This is a genomic window from Streptomyces sp. WM6372 (assembly GCF_001279655.1).
Classification (GTDB): domain Bacteria; phylum Actinomycetota; class Actinomycetes; order Streptomycetales; family Streptomycetaceae; genus Streptomyces.
On record NZ_LGDB01000217.1, the window covers coordinates 38,896 to 55,735 of the forward strand.

13 protein-coding genes are annotated in these 16,840 nt (G+C 74.1%); 5 read left to right on the top strand and 8 right to left on the bottom strand.

The window, feature by feature from the left end; translation table 11 throughout:
• Positions 1-51 precede the first annotated feature (51 nt).
• Positions 52-2,286 (top strand): hypothetical protein, encoded by a 2,235-nt coding sequence (locus ADK52_RS30635; RefSeq protein ID WP_159046067.1) that lies wholly within the window; start codon positions 52-54, stop codon positions 2,284-2,286.
• A gap of 319 nt (positions 2,287-2,605) precedes the next feature.
• Here the strand turns inward: ADK52_RS30635 and ADK52_RS30640 are convergent, their stop codons facing one another.
• The gene (locus ADK52_RS30640; RefSeq protein ID WP_053693111.1) at positions 2,606-3,370 is read right to left on the bottom strand and encodes a class I SAM-dependent methyltransferase; all 765 of its coding nucleotides are present in this window, start codon (positions 3,368-3,370) and stop codon (positions 2,606-2,608) included.
• Positions 3,371-3,712: 342 nt separating this feature from the next.
• Positions 3,713-3,886: a hypothetical protein gene (locus tag ADK52_RS42625; protein ID WP_159046068.1), complete on the bottom strand. Its 174-nt coding sequence runs from the start codon at positions 3,884-3,886 to the stop codon at positions 3,713-3,715.
• Positions 3,887-4,049: 163 nt separating this feature from the next.
• Between ADK52_RS42625 and ADK52_RS30645 the strand changes: the two genes are divergently transcribed.
• Both ADK52_RS30645 and ADK52_RS30650 read left to right on the top strand, forming a co-directional pair.
• Entirely contained in the window at positions 4,050-5,267 is a 1,218-nt protein-coding gene (locus ADK52_RS30645) for a helix-turn-helix transcriptional regulator (protein ID WP_063783976.1), read from the top strand.
• 543 nt (positions 5,268-5,810) lie between these two features.
• Positions 5,811-6,086 (top strand): response regulator transcription factor, encoded by a 276-nt coding sequence (locus ADK52_RS30650; protein ID WP_053693112.1) that lies wholly within the window; start codon positions 5,811-5,813, stop codon positions 6,084-6,086.
• A gap of 38 nt (positions 6,087-6,124) precedes the next feature.
• Here ADK52_RS30650 and ADK52_RS30655 read toward each other — a convergent pair whose 3' ends face one another.
• The 6 genes from ADK52_RS30655 to ADK52_RS30680 all read right to left on the bottom strand — a co-directional run bounded on the left by ADK52_RS30655 (position 6,125) and on the right by ADK52_RS30680 (position 14,984).
• Positions 6,125-7,858: an AMP-binding protein gene (locus ADK52_RS30655; protein ID WP_053693113.1), complete on the bottom strand. Its 1,734-nt coding sequence runs from the start codon at positions 7,856-7,858 to the stop codon at positions 6,125-6,127.
• Positions 7,855-9,264: a class I adenylate-forming enzyme family protein gene (locus ADK52_RS30660; RefSeq protein ID WP_053693114.1), complete on the bottom strand. Its 1,410-nt coding sequence runs from the start codon at positions 9,262-9,264 to the stop codon at positions 7,855-7,857. The genes ADK52_RS30655 and ADK52_RS30660 overlap by 4 nt, the downstream gene beginning before the upstream one ends.
• Positions 9,261-9,500 carry an acyl carrier protein gene (locus ADK52_RS30665; RefSeq protein ID WP_053693115.1) on the bottom strand — a complete coding sequence of 80 codons (240 nt, stop codon included), beginning with the start codon at positions 9,498-9,500 and terminating at the stop codon, positions 9,261-9,263. The genes ADK52_RS30660 and ADK52_RS30665 overlap by 4 nt, the downstream gene beginning before the upstream one ends.
• Positions 9,501-9,544: 44 nt before the next feature.
• Positions 9,545-10,948, bottom strand: a complete 1,404-nt coding sequence (locus tag ADK52_RS30670; RefSeq protein ID WP_053693116.1) for a condensation domain-containing protein — start codon at positions 10,946-10,948, stop codon at positions 9,545-9,547.
• Complete coding sequence (locus ADK52_RS30675) at positions 10,936-13,227, bottom strand: peptidase domain-containing ABC transporter (protein ID WP_053693117.1); 2,292 nt, start codon at positions 13,225-13,227, stop codon at positions 10,936-10,938. Before ADK52_RS30675 ends, ADK52_RS30670 begins: the two co-directional genes overlap by 13 nt.
• A gap of 821 nt (positions 13,228-14,048) precedes the next feature.
• Complete coding sequence (locus tag ADK52_RS30680) at positions 14,049-14,984, bottom strand: LLM class F420-dependent oxidoreductase (RefSeq protein WP_053693118.1); 936 nt, start codon at positions 14,982-14,984, stop codon at positions 14,049-14,051.
• A 49-nt stretch (positions 14,985-15,033) separates the two neighbouring features.
• On the opposite strand from ADK52_RS30680, the gene ADK52_RS30685 reads away from it, so the two are divergent.
• Together ADK52_RS30685 and ADK52_RS30690 are read left to right on the top strand one after the other, a co-directional pair.
• A complete protein-coding gene (locus tag ADK52_RS30685; protein WP_053693119.1) occupies positions 15,034-15,861 on the top strand; it encodes an AfsR/SARP family transcriptional regulator in 828 nt (275 codons plus the stop codon).
• A 67-nt stretch (positions 15,862-15,928) separates the two neighbouring features.
• Positions 15,929-16,735 carry a sulfotransferase family protein gene (locus ADK52_RS30690; RefSeq protein WP_053693120.1) on the top strand — a complete coding sequence of 269 codons (807 nt, stop codon included), beginning with the start codon at positions 15,929-15,931 and terminating at the stop codon, positions 16,733-16,735.
• The last annotated feature ends 105 nt before the right edge of the window (positions 16,736-16,840 follow it).

Consider the following 16,840-nt stretch of genomic DNA (forward strand, 5'->3'; position numbering starts at 1 on the left):
CCGCACCGCACCGCACCGAACCGAACCGCACCGCACCTGTAAGGCCGCAGCATGCCCCTCCCTCCTCCTGCCGGCGGACTTCGATCCGGCCGGCACTCCACACCACTCGCCCCCGCCACCCGGGACTCCGGGCCCGTCCTGCGGCTGCCGCCGAACAACCCCTTCCAGCTTTCGAAGCCGATGCGCGCACGCCTACTGGCCGCGGTGCGGGCCCTGGTGACGGATCCCGCGCTGGTGTCCCTGTCCGACGGCGCCCGGCTGGCCTGTGTCGTGCTGACCGCGAAGGCGAACATCGCCAACGGGTGCCGGACGACCACATGGGCGGCAGAGCTGGGCAAGTGGCTGGGAGTGTCCCAGTCGCAGACGGCGCACACCGTGCTCCCCCAACTGCGCCGGGCCGGCGCCCTCGCCACCAGGCCCATGACGAACGCGACCGGGCAGACGACCGGGCTGGAGTGCTGGATCATCCCCTTCTACCGGGCCCGGACGGCCGGAGACCCGCGCCACCCCCTCACCCTGTCGCGGGTGGAGCTCGTCGTACTGCTGCGCCTGGTCGAGGCGCTCTTCGGACCGGGATGGACCCACCGGGACGGGTCGGTCACCCCCGCCGGGCTGCTCGCGGGCCGTACGGGCCGCGGGGCCGCGACGGACCGGCTCGGGCTGCTGCTCATGGTGCTCTCCTCGAACACGGAGGGCTGGCTGCGACTGTGCCCGGGGAAGGTGGACCCCGCCCGCGGGCGGCCGGCGGCAACGGTCGCCCGGCTTCTCGGCTGCTCCCCGGCGGCGGGAGCGAAGGTGCTCAAGCGGCTGGCGGAACACGGCCCCGTCCAAGTCGAACGACGCCCGACCGCTTCGGGGCTGCACGCCCGCAGCCGGGTGCGGCTGGTGCCGGTCGGCGAGGCGCACCGCCGGGCCGCCGCGGCCCGCGGGTCCGCCCGTGAGAACCGTGAGGAGGGCAAGGACGCCGAGGGCGGCAAGAACCGTGAAGGCCGGATCGCGGCGGACCGTTTCCTCGCCTCCCCAGACCTCGCCCCTCCTGCATCCGGTGATCACGTGACGAGCGGTGACACCCGAGCCCTTGCGGGGCCCGGCCGCTCGGGCACGTACGGGGGAGACGCACTCGGCGCCGCAGGCCGCCCCGCAACTGCACACCACCACGCTCTCCACGCTCGTGGGGTCACTCCCGTCGGCCATCCCGTCCGTGATCTGTGCTTGTCCGGCGAAGGCCGTCCGGGGCCAGGTGGTCTTCCGGAGCGCGCGGGCGGCCGCGAGGAGCCGGCCCCGGCCGGTGGGGCCGCTGCCCGGCCCACGCCGACCGGCACGGAGCACGGCGGCCCGCTGCGCGGGGAGAAGCCGCAGGAGCATCAGGGGGTACCGGTCCCGCTGCCGCCGGCGGACCTGTTGGCCGTGCTCGCTCCGGTCCGGGCGCTGTGGCAGCGCCTCGGCCGCCCGTACGCACGCCGCCTGGTGCAGGCCGCGGCGCGCAGGGAACTCTCGGCGGTGGCCGGCTTCGCGGGCCTGACGGACGCCCCCGCGGTGCTGGCCGAGCGGCTGACGCGGCGCCTGGCGGCGCAGGGAGGCCCGGCCGCCGTGACGGACCCGGTGGGCTGGCTGATCGGCCGGGGCTTGCCGCAGCAGCGTGGTTGCGGTGACGTGCGGTGCGACGAGGGTCTTCGGCTGGACGGTGGCACCTGCGCCACCTGTGCCTACCTGCTCGGTGACCGCCGCACCATGCGCCACGCCATCGCGGCCGAGGTCGATGCGCAGATGCCCGGGGTTTCCCCGGACGACCGCTGTACGGAGGTGCGACGCCGCATGCACGCGGCCGTCACCGCCGAGGGCTGGGCCAGAGTGCTCCACCGGGAGCGGGTGGAGGCGGCGCGAGCCGAGCGCCGCGCCGGGGCCGGAGCCACCGCTGTCGTACCGGCACCACCGCTGCCACCGCTGCCACCGCTGCCGCCACGGCCACCGCTGCCGCCACGGCCGCCACTGCCGCCGCTGCCGCCCGCGCCGGCGGTCGTGCCCACCGCCCGCCGTACGGCGGCGGCAGCCCAGCCCGAGGCCGGCGCCCACGTACCCCTCGTCCTGGAGGCGCTGACCCGCGACGAGGTCATCACCTGGCGCGCCCGCGCCGAATACGACCACCACGTCGTCCTGGAGCACATCGAAGCGCACGGCGAGACCTCTGCCCGCCGTCTGTTCACCCACCGGCTCGTCGACCGGATCCAGCGCCTCGCCACCACCAGCCGCTTGGTACTGGGCCACACGACCTGGGGACAAGCCTGAGTGCGCGGCGGTTTCGCCAGGAGTTTCGGGAAGGGACGTCGAGAACCCGCGTGCGGCGTCGCCGCCCGGCTCGCCGCGGGAGCCCGCGGAACGGGTGAGCACCCCGCCGCGGCGAACGGACACAGCCCCGCAGGCGGGTGCCGGCGGGGCTGTGTCCTTCAGTCGCGTACTCAACGGCAAGGCGGGCGTGGCGTACGGAGCCCCGCTCAGGATGCGGGCGGGCGGCGGTAGCGGGCGCGCCCGTGCGGCGCGCGGTGTGCGTCTTCCGGCCGGAGCCGGTGGCCCGGGAGTCCACGGAACGTCCGCACGCTCGAAGCGTTCAGCGGCGCAGGCAGGCGACGTATCCGGGGCCGGCCGGGTCGCGCTCCACGGACTCCAGGGTCCACGGCGACTCGGCGACGGAAGCGGCGAGTTCGTCCGGCGTCGCGAACCAGTAGTCGAACCAGGGCGTCGTCGTCGCCCCGTCCCGCACCCGCAGGCGCAGCTGCCCGGGGGCACGTCCGCGGCGGAGGTTCCAGGCGTGGTATTCGGCGTGGGCGGCGCCGCCGTCACCGGGGTCCATGCCCGTGCCGATCAGCCGTGCGCCGGGACGGGCCACCGCGGCGAGCGCCGTCAGGACCTCGGGTGCCTGTTCGGGGCCGCCCAGGAGGCCGAGGTTGTTGCCGAACAGGGCGATCGTGTCGAACGTTCCGAGCCCCTCGGGCAGGGAGGGCACCGAGCCGATCACCGTGTCGACCCCGCGCCCGCGCGAGACGCGCGCCGCCTCGGGCGACGGTTCCAGCCCCACGACCTCACGGCCGAGGGCCAGCCACGGGACGGAGTGCCGCCCGCCGCCGCTCCCCACGTCGAGGATCCGGCCCGCGGGCTGTTCCCACCCCCAGCGCTCCAGGTCCGACCATTGCCCGGGCTCGGCGAAGTATCGGGAGGCGTCATTGGCCTCGATCAGGCCGTCGTCGCGCTCGATCACCTCCACCGCGGACCAGGGCGCGGCGTCGGCGTCCCAGCAGCGGGCCAGGATGTGGCCGAAGGCGTCATCGATACGGGGTTGTTGAGGGCCGGAGTTCGTGGCCGGATCTGTGTCCATGGCCGTAATCCTGGCAGCCGGACACGGCGACGCGCACGTGCAAATATAGCGGCGCCCGCGCCATCGTGGTGCCTGGCCACGGCTATTCGATACCGGATCGCCCGGGTAATTCTCGTGCGAGATTTTGCCGGTTCATTGCCCTGTGAAAATGAACCGCGGGCGGCGAGGGGTCCTCGTCGCCCGCGGGGCGGCGGCCGCGGCGCCGGGAGGCGCGGCCGCGGCGCGTGCGGCGGTCCGACCGGTGCGGGTCCCGCCCGCTTCGAGGGGCCTCCGGCGAGAGCGGCTGCCCCTTTCGAGCCCCCGGTCGTGGCTGTTCAGATGGGGTATGAGACGTCGTGGCCCCTACTGGAGCTTGGGGTTGACGCCGCCCCAGCCCCAGGAGGTGTCGGTCGGCTCGTCGGCCACGACCACGCGCGTCGACGCGTGGGCGGTCGCCTGGTACGCCTCGACCGCGACCGGCGACAGCAGGGCGGCGACGGAGGCCGCGATGGTCACTATGCGGGCAATGCGCTTCATGGACTTCTCCAAGGGGATGTATTGAGCGAACGCGGTGCGAGGTAACTCTGACGGCTCGCCGTGTTCCTGCTTTCGGAAGAAGTCTTTCCCGGCGCCTATCCTGGCCGCAATTGGTCACCCCCTTCATCAAGGTGCGTGGCAGCAAGGCGAGGAGGGGACATCAATGGACATTAGCCGTGATTACGGTCTATCGGCGGTCCCGGACGGCTGGCGGAAGGCCGACACGGCCGTCTACGGGTGGGTCCTGGAGCAGGGATGTCTGGACGAACCGGTGGTGGCGGCCGCCCTCGGCCTGCGGGAAGAGGAGGTGCGGGAAGCCCTCGCCCGGCTCACCGCCTCCCGGCTGATCCGGAGCGACCCCCAGGACCCGGCGGAGGGCTTCGCCGTCTCGCCCGATGTCGCCCGCGCGGAGCTGGCCGCCTCCGTACGGTCGCGGATCCGCCAGGCCGAGGAGGAGCTCGACCGCGCCCAGAACGAGTTGGACCACTTCTCCGTCGAGTACCTCCGGCACGCCAAGCGCGGCAACGGCCAGTTCCGGCTGATCGCCAACATGCTGGAGGTCCGGGTCGCCCTCACCCAGGCCTCCGAACGGTGTACCGAGGAAGTCCTCTCCAGCCAGCCCGGCGGCGGCAGCCGGGTGGTCGAGGCGATGGGCGAGGCCCTGGCCCGCGACCGGGCGATCCTCGAACGCGGCGTACGGATGCGCACCCTCTACCACCACACCGCGCGCTTTAACGGCCCGAGCCAGGCGTACGTAGCGGCGGCCTCGGAGTTCGGCGCCCAGTACCGGACCGCGCACGAGCTCTTCGGCCGGCTCATCGTCTTCGACCGGGAGCTGGCCTTCATCCCGCTGAACGACGGCTCGCGCGGCGCGGTGGCCATCAGCGAGCCCTCGGTGGCGTCCTACCTCGCCGACGTCTTCGAGCAGACCTGGACGCACGCCACTCCGTTCGCCGACGCGGCCAGCCAGGGCCTCGGCGAGGTCGCCCAGGAGATCGACCGCACCATCCTGCGGCTGCTCGCCGCGGGGCTGAAGGACGAGGCGATCGCCCGCCGTCTCGGCATGTCGCTGCGCACGGCGCGGCGTCACATCGCCGACATCATGGAGCAGTTGGGGGCGGAGAGCCGCTTCCAGGCGGGCGTGGCCGCCGTGCAGCGCGGCCTGCTGGACGCGGAAGAACTGCTCGCCCCCGCGGCGGCCGGTCCCGAACCCGCCGCCCCGTCCACGCGCGCCCTGGCGGCACGTACAGCAGCTCTCCCGCCCGCAGGCGGCAGTGGAACGGCTGCGCCGGGACGCTCCCCGTCCCGGGACCGAGCGTCCAGCCGCCGCCACCCGCGACCTGCCGGACGAGGGTGCGGGCGGAGTCGGGGCCTGCGCTGACCTGCCGCGGCGCGTCCGGCGCGCCTCGGGTGACCCGCACCCCGGCGCCGAGCACGGCGGACAACTCGGCTCCCAGCGCCGCGAGATCGGCGTCGGTCGCGTGCGCGCGGCAGCCCGGGTGGTCGTGGTCGGGCCAGAGGATCCCCGGGCCCCCTCCCCGGTGGACCGAGAGGAAGAGCGCCAGCTCCTCCAGGTGACGGGCTCCGCTGTCACTGGTCTGCACGTGTCTCCTCCTGTCTTGGCTGTACGAAAACTCCCGGCCCGCACGTCGGATCGCGCAGGCCGTACCGCGCAGGCCGTACCGCGCACGCCGCATCCCGGGCCCGCGACCAGACTGGTGCACCGGCAGGGTCCGCAACAGTCACGTGATCCCGGTGCCCCGTGCCCTCTCGCCGGGGTCACATCACACGACTTGTCCGGTCCGTCCCCACCTCGCTTTGCTGCCAGGCACCTTGCTGAGGCCCGCGAGGGGTGGAGGGCGGACACCGCACCGGCCAGGCTGGGTGACGGAGCCAGCACCGTCCCCCTCCCCAGGAGCCCGCCATGCCGCACGACACCGTCCTCCAGCACTCGTTCACCCCGCGCGAGCGCGAGATCCTCTCCCACCTGCCCGACGGCGCCACGTACCAAGCGATCGCCCGCCGGCTGGGGCTGAGCCCGCACACCGTCGACACCTACATCCGGCGGCTGCGCGGCAAGACCGGCACCACCAACCGCACCCAGCTCGCCGTCCTGGCCACCCGGCTCGGCTTCTCCCCGTACGGTCTGGCCCACCACGCCCCGGCAGCCGACGCCCCCGGCCGGGGTGCCGGGCTGTAGCGGGCCGGGGAAGACCGGAAGGCCGGGGAGGGCCGGGGTCAGCGCACCACCGGGAGCAGTCCGAGCCGGTGGCGGCGGGCCGTCTCGGCCGTCCGGACCTTCCCGCTCGTCGTCACCGGAAGACCTCCCGCGGGCAGCAGCACCACCTCCGACACGTACAGCCCGAGCGAGCGCGCCAGCCGCCGCCGGACCTCCGCCGCCGGGTGCGCCTCCGGCCCGGCCGCACCGGCGGTCTCGGCCACCAGGCAGACCCGGTCGGCCTCGGCGTGCGGGACCAGGAAGACCGCGCACCGCCCGGCCCGCAGCCCGGGAACCCCGGCGCACACGGCCTGGACGTCCGCCGGATGGAAGTTCCGCCCCTGGTGCACCAGTACGTCGTCCGCCCGCCCGACCACGAACAGCTGGCCCCGGTGCAGGAACCCGAGGTCGCCGGTCCGGTGCCAGTCCGGGGCGCGCCGCCCGGGCCAGTAGCCGGTGAACAGCTGTGGCCCGCGGATGAAGACCTCTCCCACCCGCCCCGGCCCGGCGGCGCGGACCCGCACCTCCGTCCCGGGCACCGGGACGCCGCTGGAGAGCAGCCGGACGGCCGCCTCCCCGGGCCGGGCGGGTGCCACGGTGCCCCGCGCGTACAGCTCCCGGTCGACCTGGAGGGTCACCGGCGGCACGGCGGGCGTGCAGGCGGTGACGGTCAGGGTGGCCTCCGCCATTCCGTACGAGGGGCAGAGCGTTCCGGGGCGCAGGCCCGCCGGGGCGAACCGGGCCGCGAACCGCTCGGCCGTGGCCGCCCGCACCACCTCGCCCGCGTTGCGGGCCACCCGCCAGGACGACAGATCGAATCCGAGCAGCTCCTCCGCCGGGATCCGGCGCAGGCACAGCTCGTACCCGAAGTCCGGTGCGCTGGAGAGCGTGCCGCGGTGCGCGGTGACGGCGGCGAGCCAGGAGCCCGGCGAGCGGACGAACTCGCGCGGGGTCAGCAGGACGGAGCGGTACCCGCCGAAGAGCGGTCGCAGCACGCCGGTGACGAGCCCCATGTCGTGGTGGAGCGGCACCCAGGTGACCGCGACGTCCGTCGGGCGCTCCCGGTACACCCGGGCCGCCTGCGCGCAACTCGCGAGCACCGCCTCGTGGGTGACGCTGACGCCCTTGGGGCGGCCGGTCGAGCCGGAGGTGTACTGGAGGAAGGCGAATTCCGTACGGGCTCGCGCCACCGGTCCGTACGAGGGGCCCTCGGCCAGTTCCTCCCAGGCCAGGCAGCGCGGTCCGGACGGCCCGAGCAGGGCACGCAGCTCCCGCGTCCAGCGGGCGAGCGTGACGACCAGCGCGGGGCGGCAGTCCGCGACGATGCCGAGCAGCCGTTCCCGGAGGGCGTCCACGCGGGCCGCCTCCGGTGGCGGGGCGGGGACGGGTACCAGACCGGCGCCGACGGCCGCCACCAGGGCGGCCGGGAAGGCCCCGTCGTTCGGCAGCACCAGCACCACGCGGTCGCCCGTCCCGGCACCGGCCGCCCGCAGGGCCGCCCCCGCGCGGTCGGCGAGCGCGTCCAGTTGCCGGTACGTCAGCCGTTCCGTGGTCCGCCCGCCGCGCAGCGCGCTCACCGCCACCGCCTGGGGACGCTCCCGGGCGTGCCTGCGTACGCGCTCGCGCACGGTTTCCGCGGGCCCGGCCGGAACCGGCACGCTGCCGGACCACGGGAAGGGCCCGTCGGACGGCCCGTCCAGCCGTCCCGCCAGCGGTCCCTCCGACGGTCCCTCCAGCGGCCCGTACGACGTCATCCGTGGTCCCCGGCCGCGTGGTCGGCCAGCTCCGCGCGGCGGATCTTGCCGCTCGGGGTACGGGGCAGCGTTCCGGACGGGTGGCACCGCACCACCGGTACGCCGAGCCCGAGCCGGGCCGCCACCGCGCGGACGGCCGGTGCCGGGTCGGCCTCGTGGCCGCCGCGGGTCTCGATGAAGCAGACGGGCGCGGCTCCGGCCAGTACGGCCGCGTCGCAGACGCCGGGGAGGAGCCGGATCTCGTGTTCCAGCCGGGCCAGGTCGAGCAGATCCGGCCGCTCCGCCCGGCCGATCACGGTGAGGTACCCCTGCGGGTCGAGGAAGCCGATGTCGCCGGTGGGGATGACCGTGCCCTCGTCGGCGGCCCGCAGCCGGACGGTGATCTCGCCCGGCTCGCCCGCCGCCACCGGGCGGCCGTCCCGGAGGATCTCCACCCTGATGCCGGGGAGCGGACGGCCCACCGAGCCGGGGTGGCGCAGCCACTCCTCGGTGGTGATCTCCGTGATGACGCTCTGCGAGGTGCCGTAGTACTCGTGGAGTACCGGCCCGAGCAGCTCGATCGCCTCCCGTTTGACCGCCGGCGGGCAGGCGTCCCCGCCGTGGAAGACCACCGCGGGCCGGTGCCGGGGGGCGATCCCGGCCTGGACCACTTCGAGCAGCCGGTCGGGGCTGAGGAAGGCGCTGTCCGCCCGGTGCCGGTCGACGAGTTCGGCGAAGAGCCCGGGCGACCAGTCGCGCTGGACGACCACGGCACTGCCCGCCTGGAGGGCGTAGAGCGCGGGTCCGAGCGTGCCGAGGTGGTACGTCGGATTGGCCATCAGGTGCGGTCCGCGGTCCGGGCCGGCTCCGCTGCGCGGGTCGACCGCGACGCCCTTGTAGGAACGCGGCGGGCGCGCCCGGGCCACCGCCTGCGGGGCGCCGGTGGTCCCGGAGGTGGTGAACGCCAGGTACCCGGCCCGCAGGGGAGCCGAAGCCGCGGGCGCCGCGGACTCCGTGGCCGACCCGGCGCCCGCGGGGCCACCGGCGCCCGCCCGGGTCAGCCGGTCCGGGCGCACCACCGGGCAGGGCAGCCCGGCCGCAGCGCGATCGGAGACGTGGACCGCCGCGGCCAGGCCGGACAGCAGACCGGCGGCCACGGTGGACTCGAACAGCCAGGGGTGGACCGGGAACAGTCCGTAGCCGTGGCGCAGCGCGGCGAGTGCCAAGGCGAAGAAGGCCGGGCCGGTGGGTACGTCGGTGGCGACCACCGCGCCGTCCGCGAGCCCGAGTGCGCGCAGGCCCCGTCCGAAGGCGTCGGCCCGCTCGACCAGTTCACCGAAGGTGCAGGACTCCCCGTCGGCGATCACGGCGATCCGGCCGGGATCGGCCGCGGCGGTCGCCCAGGGGCTCCACAGGTACGGCCTCACCGCCCGCCTCCCACGCAAGCGCCGGCCAGCGCCGCCGCGAGGGCGGCGAAGTCCGGGGAGTCCAGGATCAGTTCGGTCTCCACCGGCACGTCCAGCGCCTCCTCCAGGCGGACCGAGAGCTCGACGGCCGCGATCGAGTCGCCGCCGAGGGCGAAGAAGTCGTCTTCGGCGCGGGCCGGGTGCGCGAAGACCTCGCTCGCGGCGGCCAGTACCAGCTCCAGCACGGTTTCGGGCACGGTGTCTCCCTGGGGATCGGTCGGAAGGGGTCGGCGCGGGGCCGTCACGGCCGCGGCTCACGGTGTCCGCGGACCGGGCCGCGGACCGGGCCGTGGACCGCGCCGTTGACCGGGCCGTTGACCGGGCCGTGGTCCAGCCCGTGGACCAGGCCGTGGACCAGCCCGTCGAGTACGGTCCGCGCCAGCGGGCGGCCGACCCGCCCGCCGTCGTACAGCAGGTCGAGCACGATCCGGTCCCGGTGTTCGTCGCAGCGCAGCTGGAGCGCGGCCGGGCTGCGGAAGGTGATCCGGCGCAACGGGTAGGCGTCGGGGGTGATCCGCAGGGCTCCGTCCTGCGCGGTCCGGCCCGACGGGCCGTCGAAGCGGCGCAGGTTGAGCTCGATGTCCCGCCCGTACGGGCGCCCCGCCCCGGCCTCCGCCCCGCCGGTCAGTTCGGCGACGTCCGCCGAGGTCACCCGCTGGTGGCGCAGCGCCTCCAGGAACTGTCCCCGTACCTCGCCGAGTACGGCCTCCGGCGCGGCGCCGGGATCGCGCACCACCACCGGGCAGGAGGCGGCGAACATGCCGACCAGGTCCTGCTGCCGGGTGAGCCGCGAGTCCATCGACGTCCACAGCGCGACCCGGCGCTGCCCGGCGTGCTCGGCGAGCGCCCGGACGAACGCGGCCACCACCCGTTGCAGGGGCGTGCAGCGCTCCCGCTCGCAGGCGGCGCGCAGGGCGTCGACGGCCGGGCCGGAGAGCTCCGCCCGGCAGCGGCCGTCCTCCGTGGCCACGGCGCCGGAGGGGCGCTCCCAGGGGCTGCGGACGGCCTGGTCGAGCCGGTCCCGCCAGCTGGCGCGGGCGCGTTCGTGGAGGAGCGGGCCGGTGCGGGAGCGCTGGTCGAGCGCGGCGGCGGCGAAGGACGGCGCCCGCTCCGGCACCGGCTCGCCGCGCAGCAGCGCCCGGTAGTCGCGCCAGATCTCCCGGGCGAACAGCTGGTGTGCCCGGCCGTCGAAGACGAGATTGGGGAAATTCGCGAGGAACGCGTGGTGGTCGGCGTCCCGGCGCAGCAGCCGCAGGGCGAAGGGACGCCGCTCGCCGTCCCAGGGGTCGACGAAGTCACGCGAAAGCAGGGCCGCGGCGTAGCGGGAGAACTGCTCGGTGGAGGCCGCGCTGACGGCCTGCCGCTCCACCACCGGTTCGTCGGAGCCGAGCGGGTGCACCTCCTGGGCCCGCTCGCCGGCTCCGGCGCCGCCGCCGTCTGCGGTCAGGCGCAGCCGGAGCGCGTCGTGGCGGGCCACGAAGGCGCGGACCGCCTCGGTGAAGAGCTCCGAGTCGAAGGGGCCGAGGATCTCGTACGAGAGCCGGACGTTCTTCGTCGTCCAGTCGCCCGCCCGGGTCTTGGCGAGGTAGCGCTCCTGCTCGAAGGTGAGCGGCACGGGCCCGGTCGGTCCGGTCAGGACAGGCACAGGTACTCCCCTCCGAGGGAGGCCAGTTCGGCCGGTGTGCCGGTCTCGACGATCCGGCCGTCGCGCAGCACGACGACCTGGTCGGCGCGGTCCAGCACGGTGAGCCGGTGGGCGATGACGACGACGGTGACGCCCGCGGTGAGCAGGCCGTCGAGGATCTCCTGCTCCAGCGCCGGATCGAGCGCGCTGGTCGCTTCGTCGAGGACGAGCAGCCGGGGCTTGCGGGCCAGCGCCCGGGCCAGCACGATCCGCTGCCGCTGGCCGCCGGACAGGCCGTGCCCGCCCGGTCCGACCAGGGTGTTGTAGCCCATCGGCAGGGCTTCGATCTCCTCGTGCACGTGCGCCAGCCGGACGGCCTCGACGAGCTCGGCGGCGTCGATGTCCTCGGCCCCGAAGGCGATGTTGTCGCGGATGGAGCCGCCGAAGAGGTGGGCGTTCTGGTTGACGTAGCCGATCTGCGCGCGGTAGGTGGGCCGGTCGAGCGCGGCGAGGTCGACCCCGTCCACCGTGACGGTGCCGGAGGTGGGCAGGTGGAGCCCGGCGAGCAGCATCCCGAGGGTGGACTTGCCCGAGCCCGAGCGGCCGATGACGACGACGAACTCGCCCGGGGCGGTCTCCAGCGAGATCCCGCTGAGGGTGGGACGCCGGGCGCCGGGGTAGCGGAACGCGACGTCCGTGGCGGTGATCCGGCCCGGCTCGGTGACGCCGGTGCCTGCCAGCACGCCGCGCGGTTCGGGCGCGGAGCGCAGTACGTCGTCCAGGCGGGCCAGGGTCGGCCTGATCGTGGCGAGTTGGGAAGCCGCCTCGAACATGCCGCCCAGCGGAGCGAACAGGGCGATGGTGAGGGCCATGAAGCCGAGCGCGGAGCCCAGCGAGTCGTGCCCTTCCAGCACCCTCCAGGCACCGGCCAGGACGACGGCCACCGGGGCGCCGAACTGCAGGGTGCGGCTGAGCGAGGTGGAGACGGCGAGGCTGCGGCGGGCGGCCAGCCGCTTGTTGACCTCGCGGACCAGGGAGTGGGACCAGCGCTCGGCGGCCTTGCCCTCCACACCGCTCGCCTTGAGCGTGGTGATGCTCTCCAGCAGTTCGACCAGTTCCGTCTGCGTCTTGGTCTGCCGCTCCAGCACTTCTTGGCTCATCGTGGTCTGCCGTCGCCAGGTGGCCGCCATGAGGACGACCTGGAGCCCTATCAGCAAGATCACCAGGCAGGCCAGCACGGGGTTGGCGAAGACGATCGCGGTCAGGTAGACGGCGATCAGCAGGCTGTCGAAGACGGCGCCGACGGCACCGAGACTGAGTACCTGGTTCAGCGCGGTGCTGGTGCGCACCCGCATCGCGAGGTCGCCGGAGCTGCGGACGGTGAACCAGTCGTAGGGCAGCGAGGCCAGGTGCTCGACCACGCCCCAGGTGAGCTGTTTCTCGACCATGGCCTGGCGCCGGGTGACGAGGAAGGAGCGGATCAGCTGGAGCGCGAGGAAGAGGAGTACGAGCACGCCGAGGCCCGTCGCGGCGATCCCGAGCGTGCCCGCGGCGCCGCCCGGCTCGATGTTCTCGACCAGGTAGCCGGTGGTCAGGGGCAGGACGAGCTCGAAGGCCATCAGCGCCGCCGACACGGCGGCCAGGCGGTACAGCTCCCGGCCGCGGGGCAGGAAGCGGCGCAGCTGTTCCCAGGGCCCGAAGCGGTCGGCGCCGACGCGTCCCGCCCGCGCGGTGCGGGCGGCGGCGAGCGGCGGCTCGAACTCCAGGGCCACGCCGGTGAAGGACTCGGCGACCGAGGCGCGGCTGAGCCGGCGCCGCCCGAACGCGGGGTCGATGACGTCGACGTGGTCCTTGGCGGCCGACTCCAGGACCACGAAGTGGTTGAAGTTCCAGAAGAGGATGGTGCCGGGCGCCAGGTGTGCCAGCCCGTCCAGCTCCGCCCGTACCCCGCGGCCCTGGAGGCCGAAGCTGCGGGCGACTTCCAGCAGCGTGCGGGCCGAGGACCCGTTGCGGCCGGAGTCGGCGCGGGCACGGACGGTGTCGAGCTCGGCCTCGATGCCGTGGTGGCGCAGGGTCATCACCAGGGCGGCCGGGCCGCAGTCGCTGACCTGGGTCTGGAAGCAGACGGGGACGCGCGCGGCGCGCGTACCGGTGCGCAGCCGCTCGCGCAGGAGGCCGGCCCGTTCGGTCAGCCCTGCGGGCCGGTGGGCCGGCGCACCGGCGCCGACGATCGCCCCGAGACCGTCACGGCTCTGGTGGTGGTCGAGCGCCTCGGTGCGGAAGCGCGGTCTGTCGGTCATGGCTCCTGCCTCCTGCCTCCGGGACCCCTGCCCGCGAGACGACGACGGCCGGGTGGGCCGGGGGAGACCCCCGGCCCACGCCGACTCACTGCACGGTGATTCAGGAAACGCAGCCGGCGCTCACCGAGAGGGTGCCGCCGACGATGTCGTCCAGCTCCTCGTCGGACAGGGCGACGATGTCAACCTGGGTTTCCATGACCTTCTCCATGACATTCTCCATTCCGTAATTCGGCTCTCGCGCTTTTCGGGTGAACCCCGGCGCCTGCCGATGGCCAAACGATATGGAGACCTCTCCCGGAATTACAAGCGCACATTCCCGAGGTCTCTTCAAAAACGCTCGGCATAGGCCGACAAAACCGGACGGACCACCCTGGAATTCGGGTGTTCACTGTCCCGCCCGGCGAGACTCCGGCCGTGCCGGCCGTCGTATCGGTGAATCTCCGCGCCATATTCTCGGTATATTTCGAAAATCCGTGACTGGATCACCGGGAGAACGTTTCGTAGAATTCCCGCGGGCACCCGGAACCGCCTCGCGCGACGCGTACGTGCCCCGTGCGGGATCCTTTACCGGGCGACCCGGACGCACCGGGGCAGTTCATTTCCCCGCGGGCCGGTCCACGGAATCCCGTAGCGCTGCCCTGCCCTGCCCTGCCCTGCCCCGTCTCGTCCCGTCCCGTCCCGTCCGCCCGGTCACGGGAAGGGGGACGCGTCGACCCGTGACTGTCCGCCCCGGCCGCCCCGTTCCACGATGGGACCCAGTCCGGGCGGGCCAGCCAGCCCCCCGGTGCCGAGGGACCAGGGGAAGGGCGAGGGCCGTGCGTTCAGCCGAGCTGCGGGACCACCTGCGAGGCGATCAGCTCCAGGTGGTCCAGGTCGTCGAGGTCGGCGAGCTGGAGGTAGAAGCGGCGCGAGCCGGCCTCCTGGAAACGGCCGATCCGCTCGACCACCTCGGCCGGCGAGCCGACCAGCCCGTCCGCCCGCAGTGCCGCAACGTCGCGCCCGGTCCGCTCCGCACGCCGGGCGAACTCCCCTCCGTCGCGCCCCACGCACGTGAACACCGCGTTCGAGCAGAGCAGGTCACCCGCCGGCCGCCCGATCGCGGCTGCCGCCGCCCGGGCCCGGTCTCCCAGCTGCCGGGTGCGCTCCACCGAGACGAACGGCACGTTGAACTCGGTCGCGTAGCGCGCCGCGAGCGCGGGAGTGCGCCGCGCCCCCGTCCCGCCGATGATCACGGGCATCCGCGCCTGCACCGGCTTCGGCAGCCCCGGGCAGTCCGTCAGCCGGTAGTGCTCACCGGCGAAGTCGAAGGCCCCGCCCGGCGGCGTCGCCCATATCCCGGTGATCACGGCCAGCTGCTCCTCCAGCCGGTCGAAGCGCCGTTCGGGGAACGGGATCCCGTACGCCGAGTGTTCCTCCTCGTACCAGCCGGCCCCGAGCCCCAGCTCGATCCGGCCGCCGCTCATCGCGTCGACCTGGGCCACTAGGACCGCCAGCACACCGGGCAGCCGGAAGGTCGCCGAGGTCATCAGCGTGCCGAGCCGGATGCGCTCGGTCTCCCTGGCCAGCCCCGCCAGCGTCGTCCAGGCGTCGGTGGGCCCCGGCAGCCCGTCCCCGCGGCCCATCCGCAGGTAGTGGTCGGAGCGGAAGAAGCCCGAGAAGCCGAGCTCCTCCGCGGCCCGGGCGAACCGCAGCTGAGTCTCGTAGGAGGCGCCCTCCTGGGGCTCCACGAAGATCCGAAATTCCGTACGCGTCCTCATGCCGGACCTGGCCTGCCTTTCGTTGAACACCGAAGAACGGGGAACAGCAATGGAATTCACCCTTCTGGGGCCGCTGACCGCGGTGCACGAAGGCACCGAACTGGGGCTCGGCGGCAACAAGCAGCAGATGCTGCTCGCCTACCTGCTGCTGCACGCCAACCGTCAGGTGACGGTCGACGAGATCGTGGACGTGCTGTGGGGCGACCGCCCGCCGGCCTCCGCGGTGAAGAACATCCACCTCTACATCGGACGGCTGCGCCGGGTGTTCGCCGCGGTCGAGCCCGGCCGTCGGCTCCAGACCGTCGGCCGGGGTTACCTCCTGGCCGCCGAGCCCGAGGAGCTGGACCTCGCGCGGACCCGGAGCCTCGCCCGGGACGGCCGGATCGCCCGCCGGGCGGACGACCCCGAGCGGGCCGCCCGGCTGTTCCGGGAAGCGCTGGGGCTGTGGCGCGGCCGGCCGCTCGCGGCGCTGGCCGGCTCGGACGCGCTGGCCGGCGAGGTCCGCTGCCTGGAGGAGCTGTGGCTGATGCTGCACGAGGACTACTTCCAGGCCCGGCTGGACACCGGCCGGCACCGGGAGATCCTGCCCGAACTGCACCGCCTGGTCGCCGCCCATCCGCGGCAGGAGCGCTTCCGTTTCCAGCTGATGCTGGCCTTCAGCCGGTCCGGGGACCGTGCGGCGGCCCTGGGCGTCTACCGCAGCGGCTACCGCCTGCTGGTCGACGACCTGGGCATCGAGCCCTGTCGCGAACTGCGCGAACTGCACGACCGGATCCTGGCCGACACCGTGACGGCCCACCCGGCGTCGGCCGGACCGGCCGGACCGCTCTCCCGGCACACCGGCCATCACCGCGCCGTCCTCTCGGCCTCCCGCTGAACCACCGCACCGCGCAACCCCCTTCCTAGACCGAACACACCCGTCCCCCTGAGACAGGAGCAGAGAAATGCGGTTCATCTTCGTCGGCGGCTCGGCCCGCTCCGGCACCTCGCTGGTCCAGAAGCTGCTGGTCAGCCACTCGGCGATCGCCGGCGGCCCGGAGTTCGACCACACGGCCACGATCTTCCGGACCTACCGGGACATGACGGTCCCGTGGCGGCTGGCCCGGCAGTCCCACTACTACGACGCGGCCGGGCTCGCCGACTCCTTCAAGCAGTTCTACGAGGGGTTCTTCACCGACGTCGCGGCCCGAAAGCCGGGCGCCGCCTTCGTCTCCGAGAAGACCCCGAGCAACCTCGCCGTCGCCGAGACGCTGCTGACGCTCTGGCCCGACGCCGTCTTCGTCGCCGTCGTCCGGGACGGGCGCGACGTCCTGCTCTCCCACCAGGACGTGAACCGGCGCTACCGGGAGCTCGGCGAGCGCAACCCCGAACGGGACACCCTGCTCACCGTCTCCCGCTACTGGAACGCCAGCGCCGAGCAGTACTTCGCCCTGACCGCCCGCCCCGAACTGCGGGACCGGGTGCACCTGGTGGAGTTCGAGAAGCTGGTCTCCGACCCGGAGCCGGAACTCCACCGGCTGTTCGAGTTCCTCGGCCTCTCCGTGGAGGAGCGCCAGCACCACCCGGAGACGATCACCGAGCACGAGACCGGGGTCGCCCTGGAGGGTGCGTACTTCACCGAGCAGCTCTACCGCCAGCCGTTCAACCCGGGCAAGACCGGCCGCTGGCGCCAGGAGATGAAGCCCGCCGAGCGGCTGGTGTCGACCCTGCTGATGCGTGACAACCTGCGCCGGTTCGGCTACCACGACTGAGCCGCGGAGCCCACCGGGTCCCGTGACGCGGACCGGGCCGGCACGGGCCGGCGACGCCTACTGGGCCGGCGTCGCCTACTGGGCCGGCGACGCCTACCGGGCCGG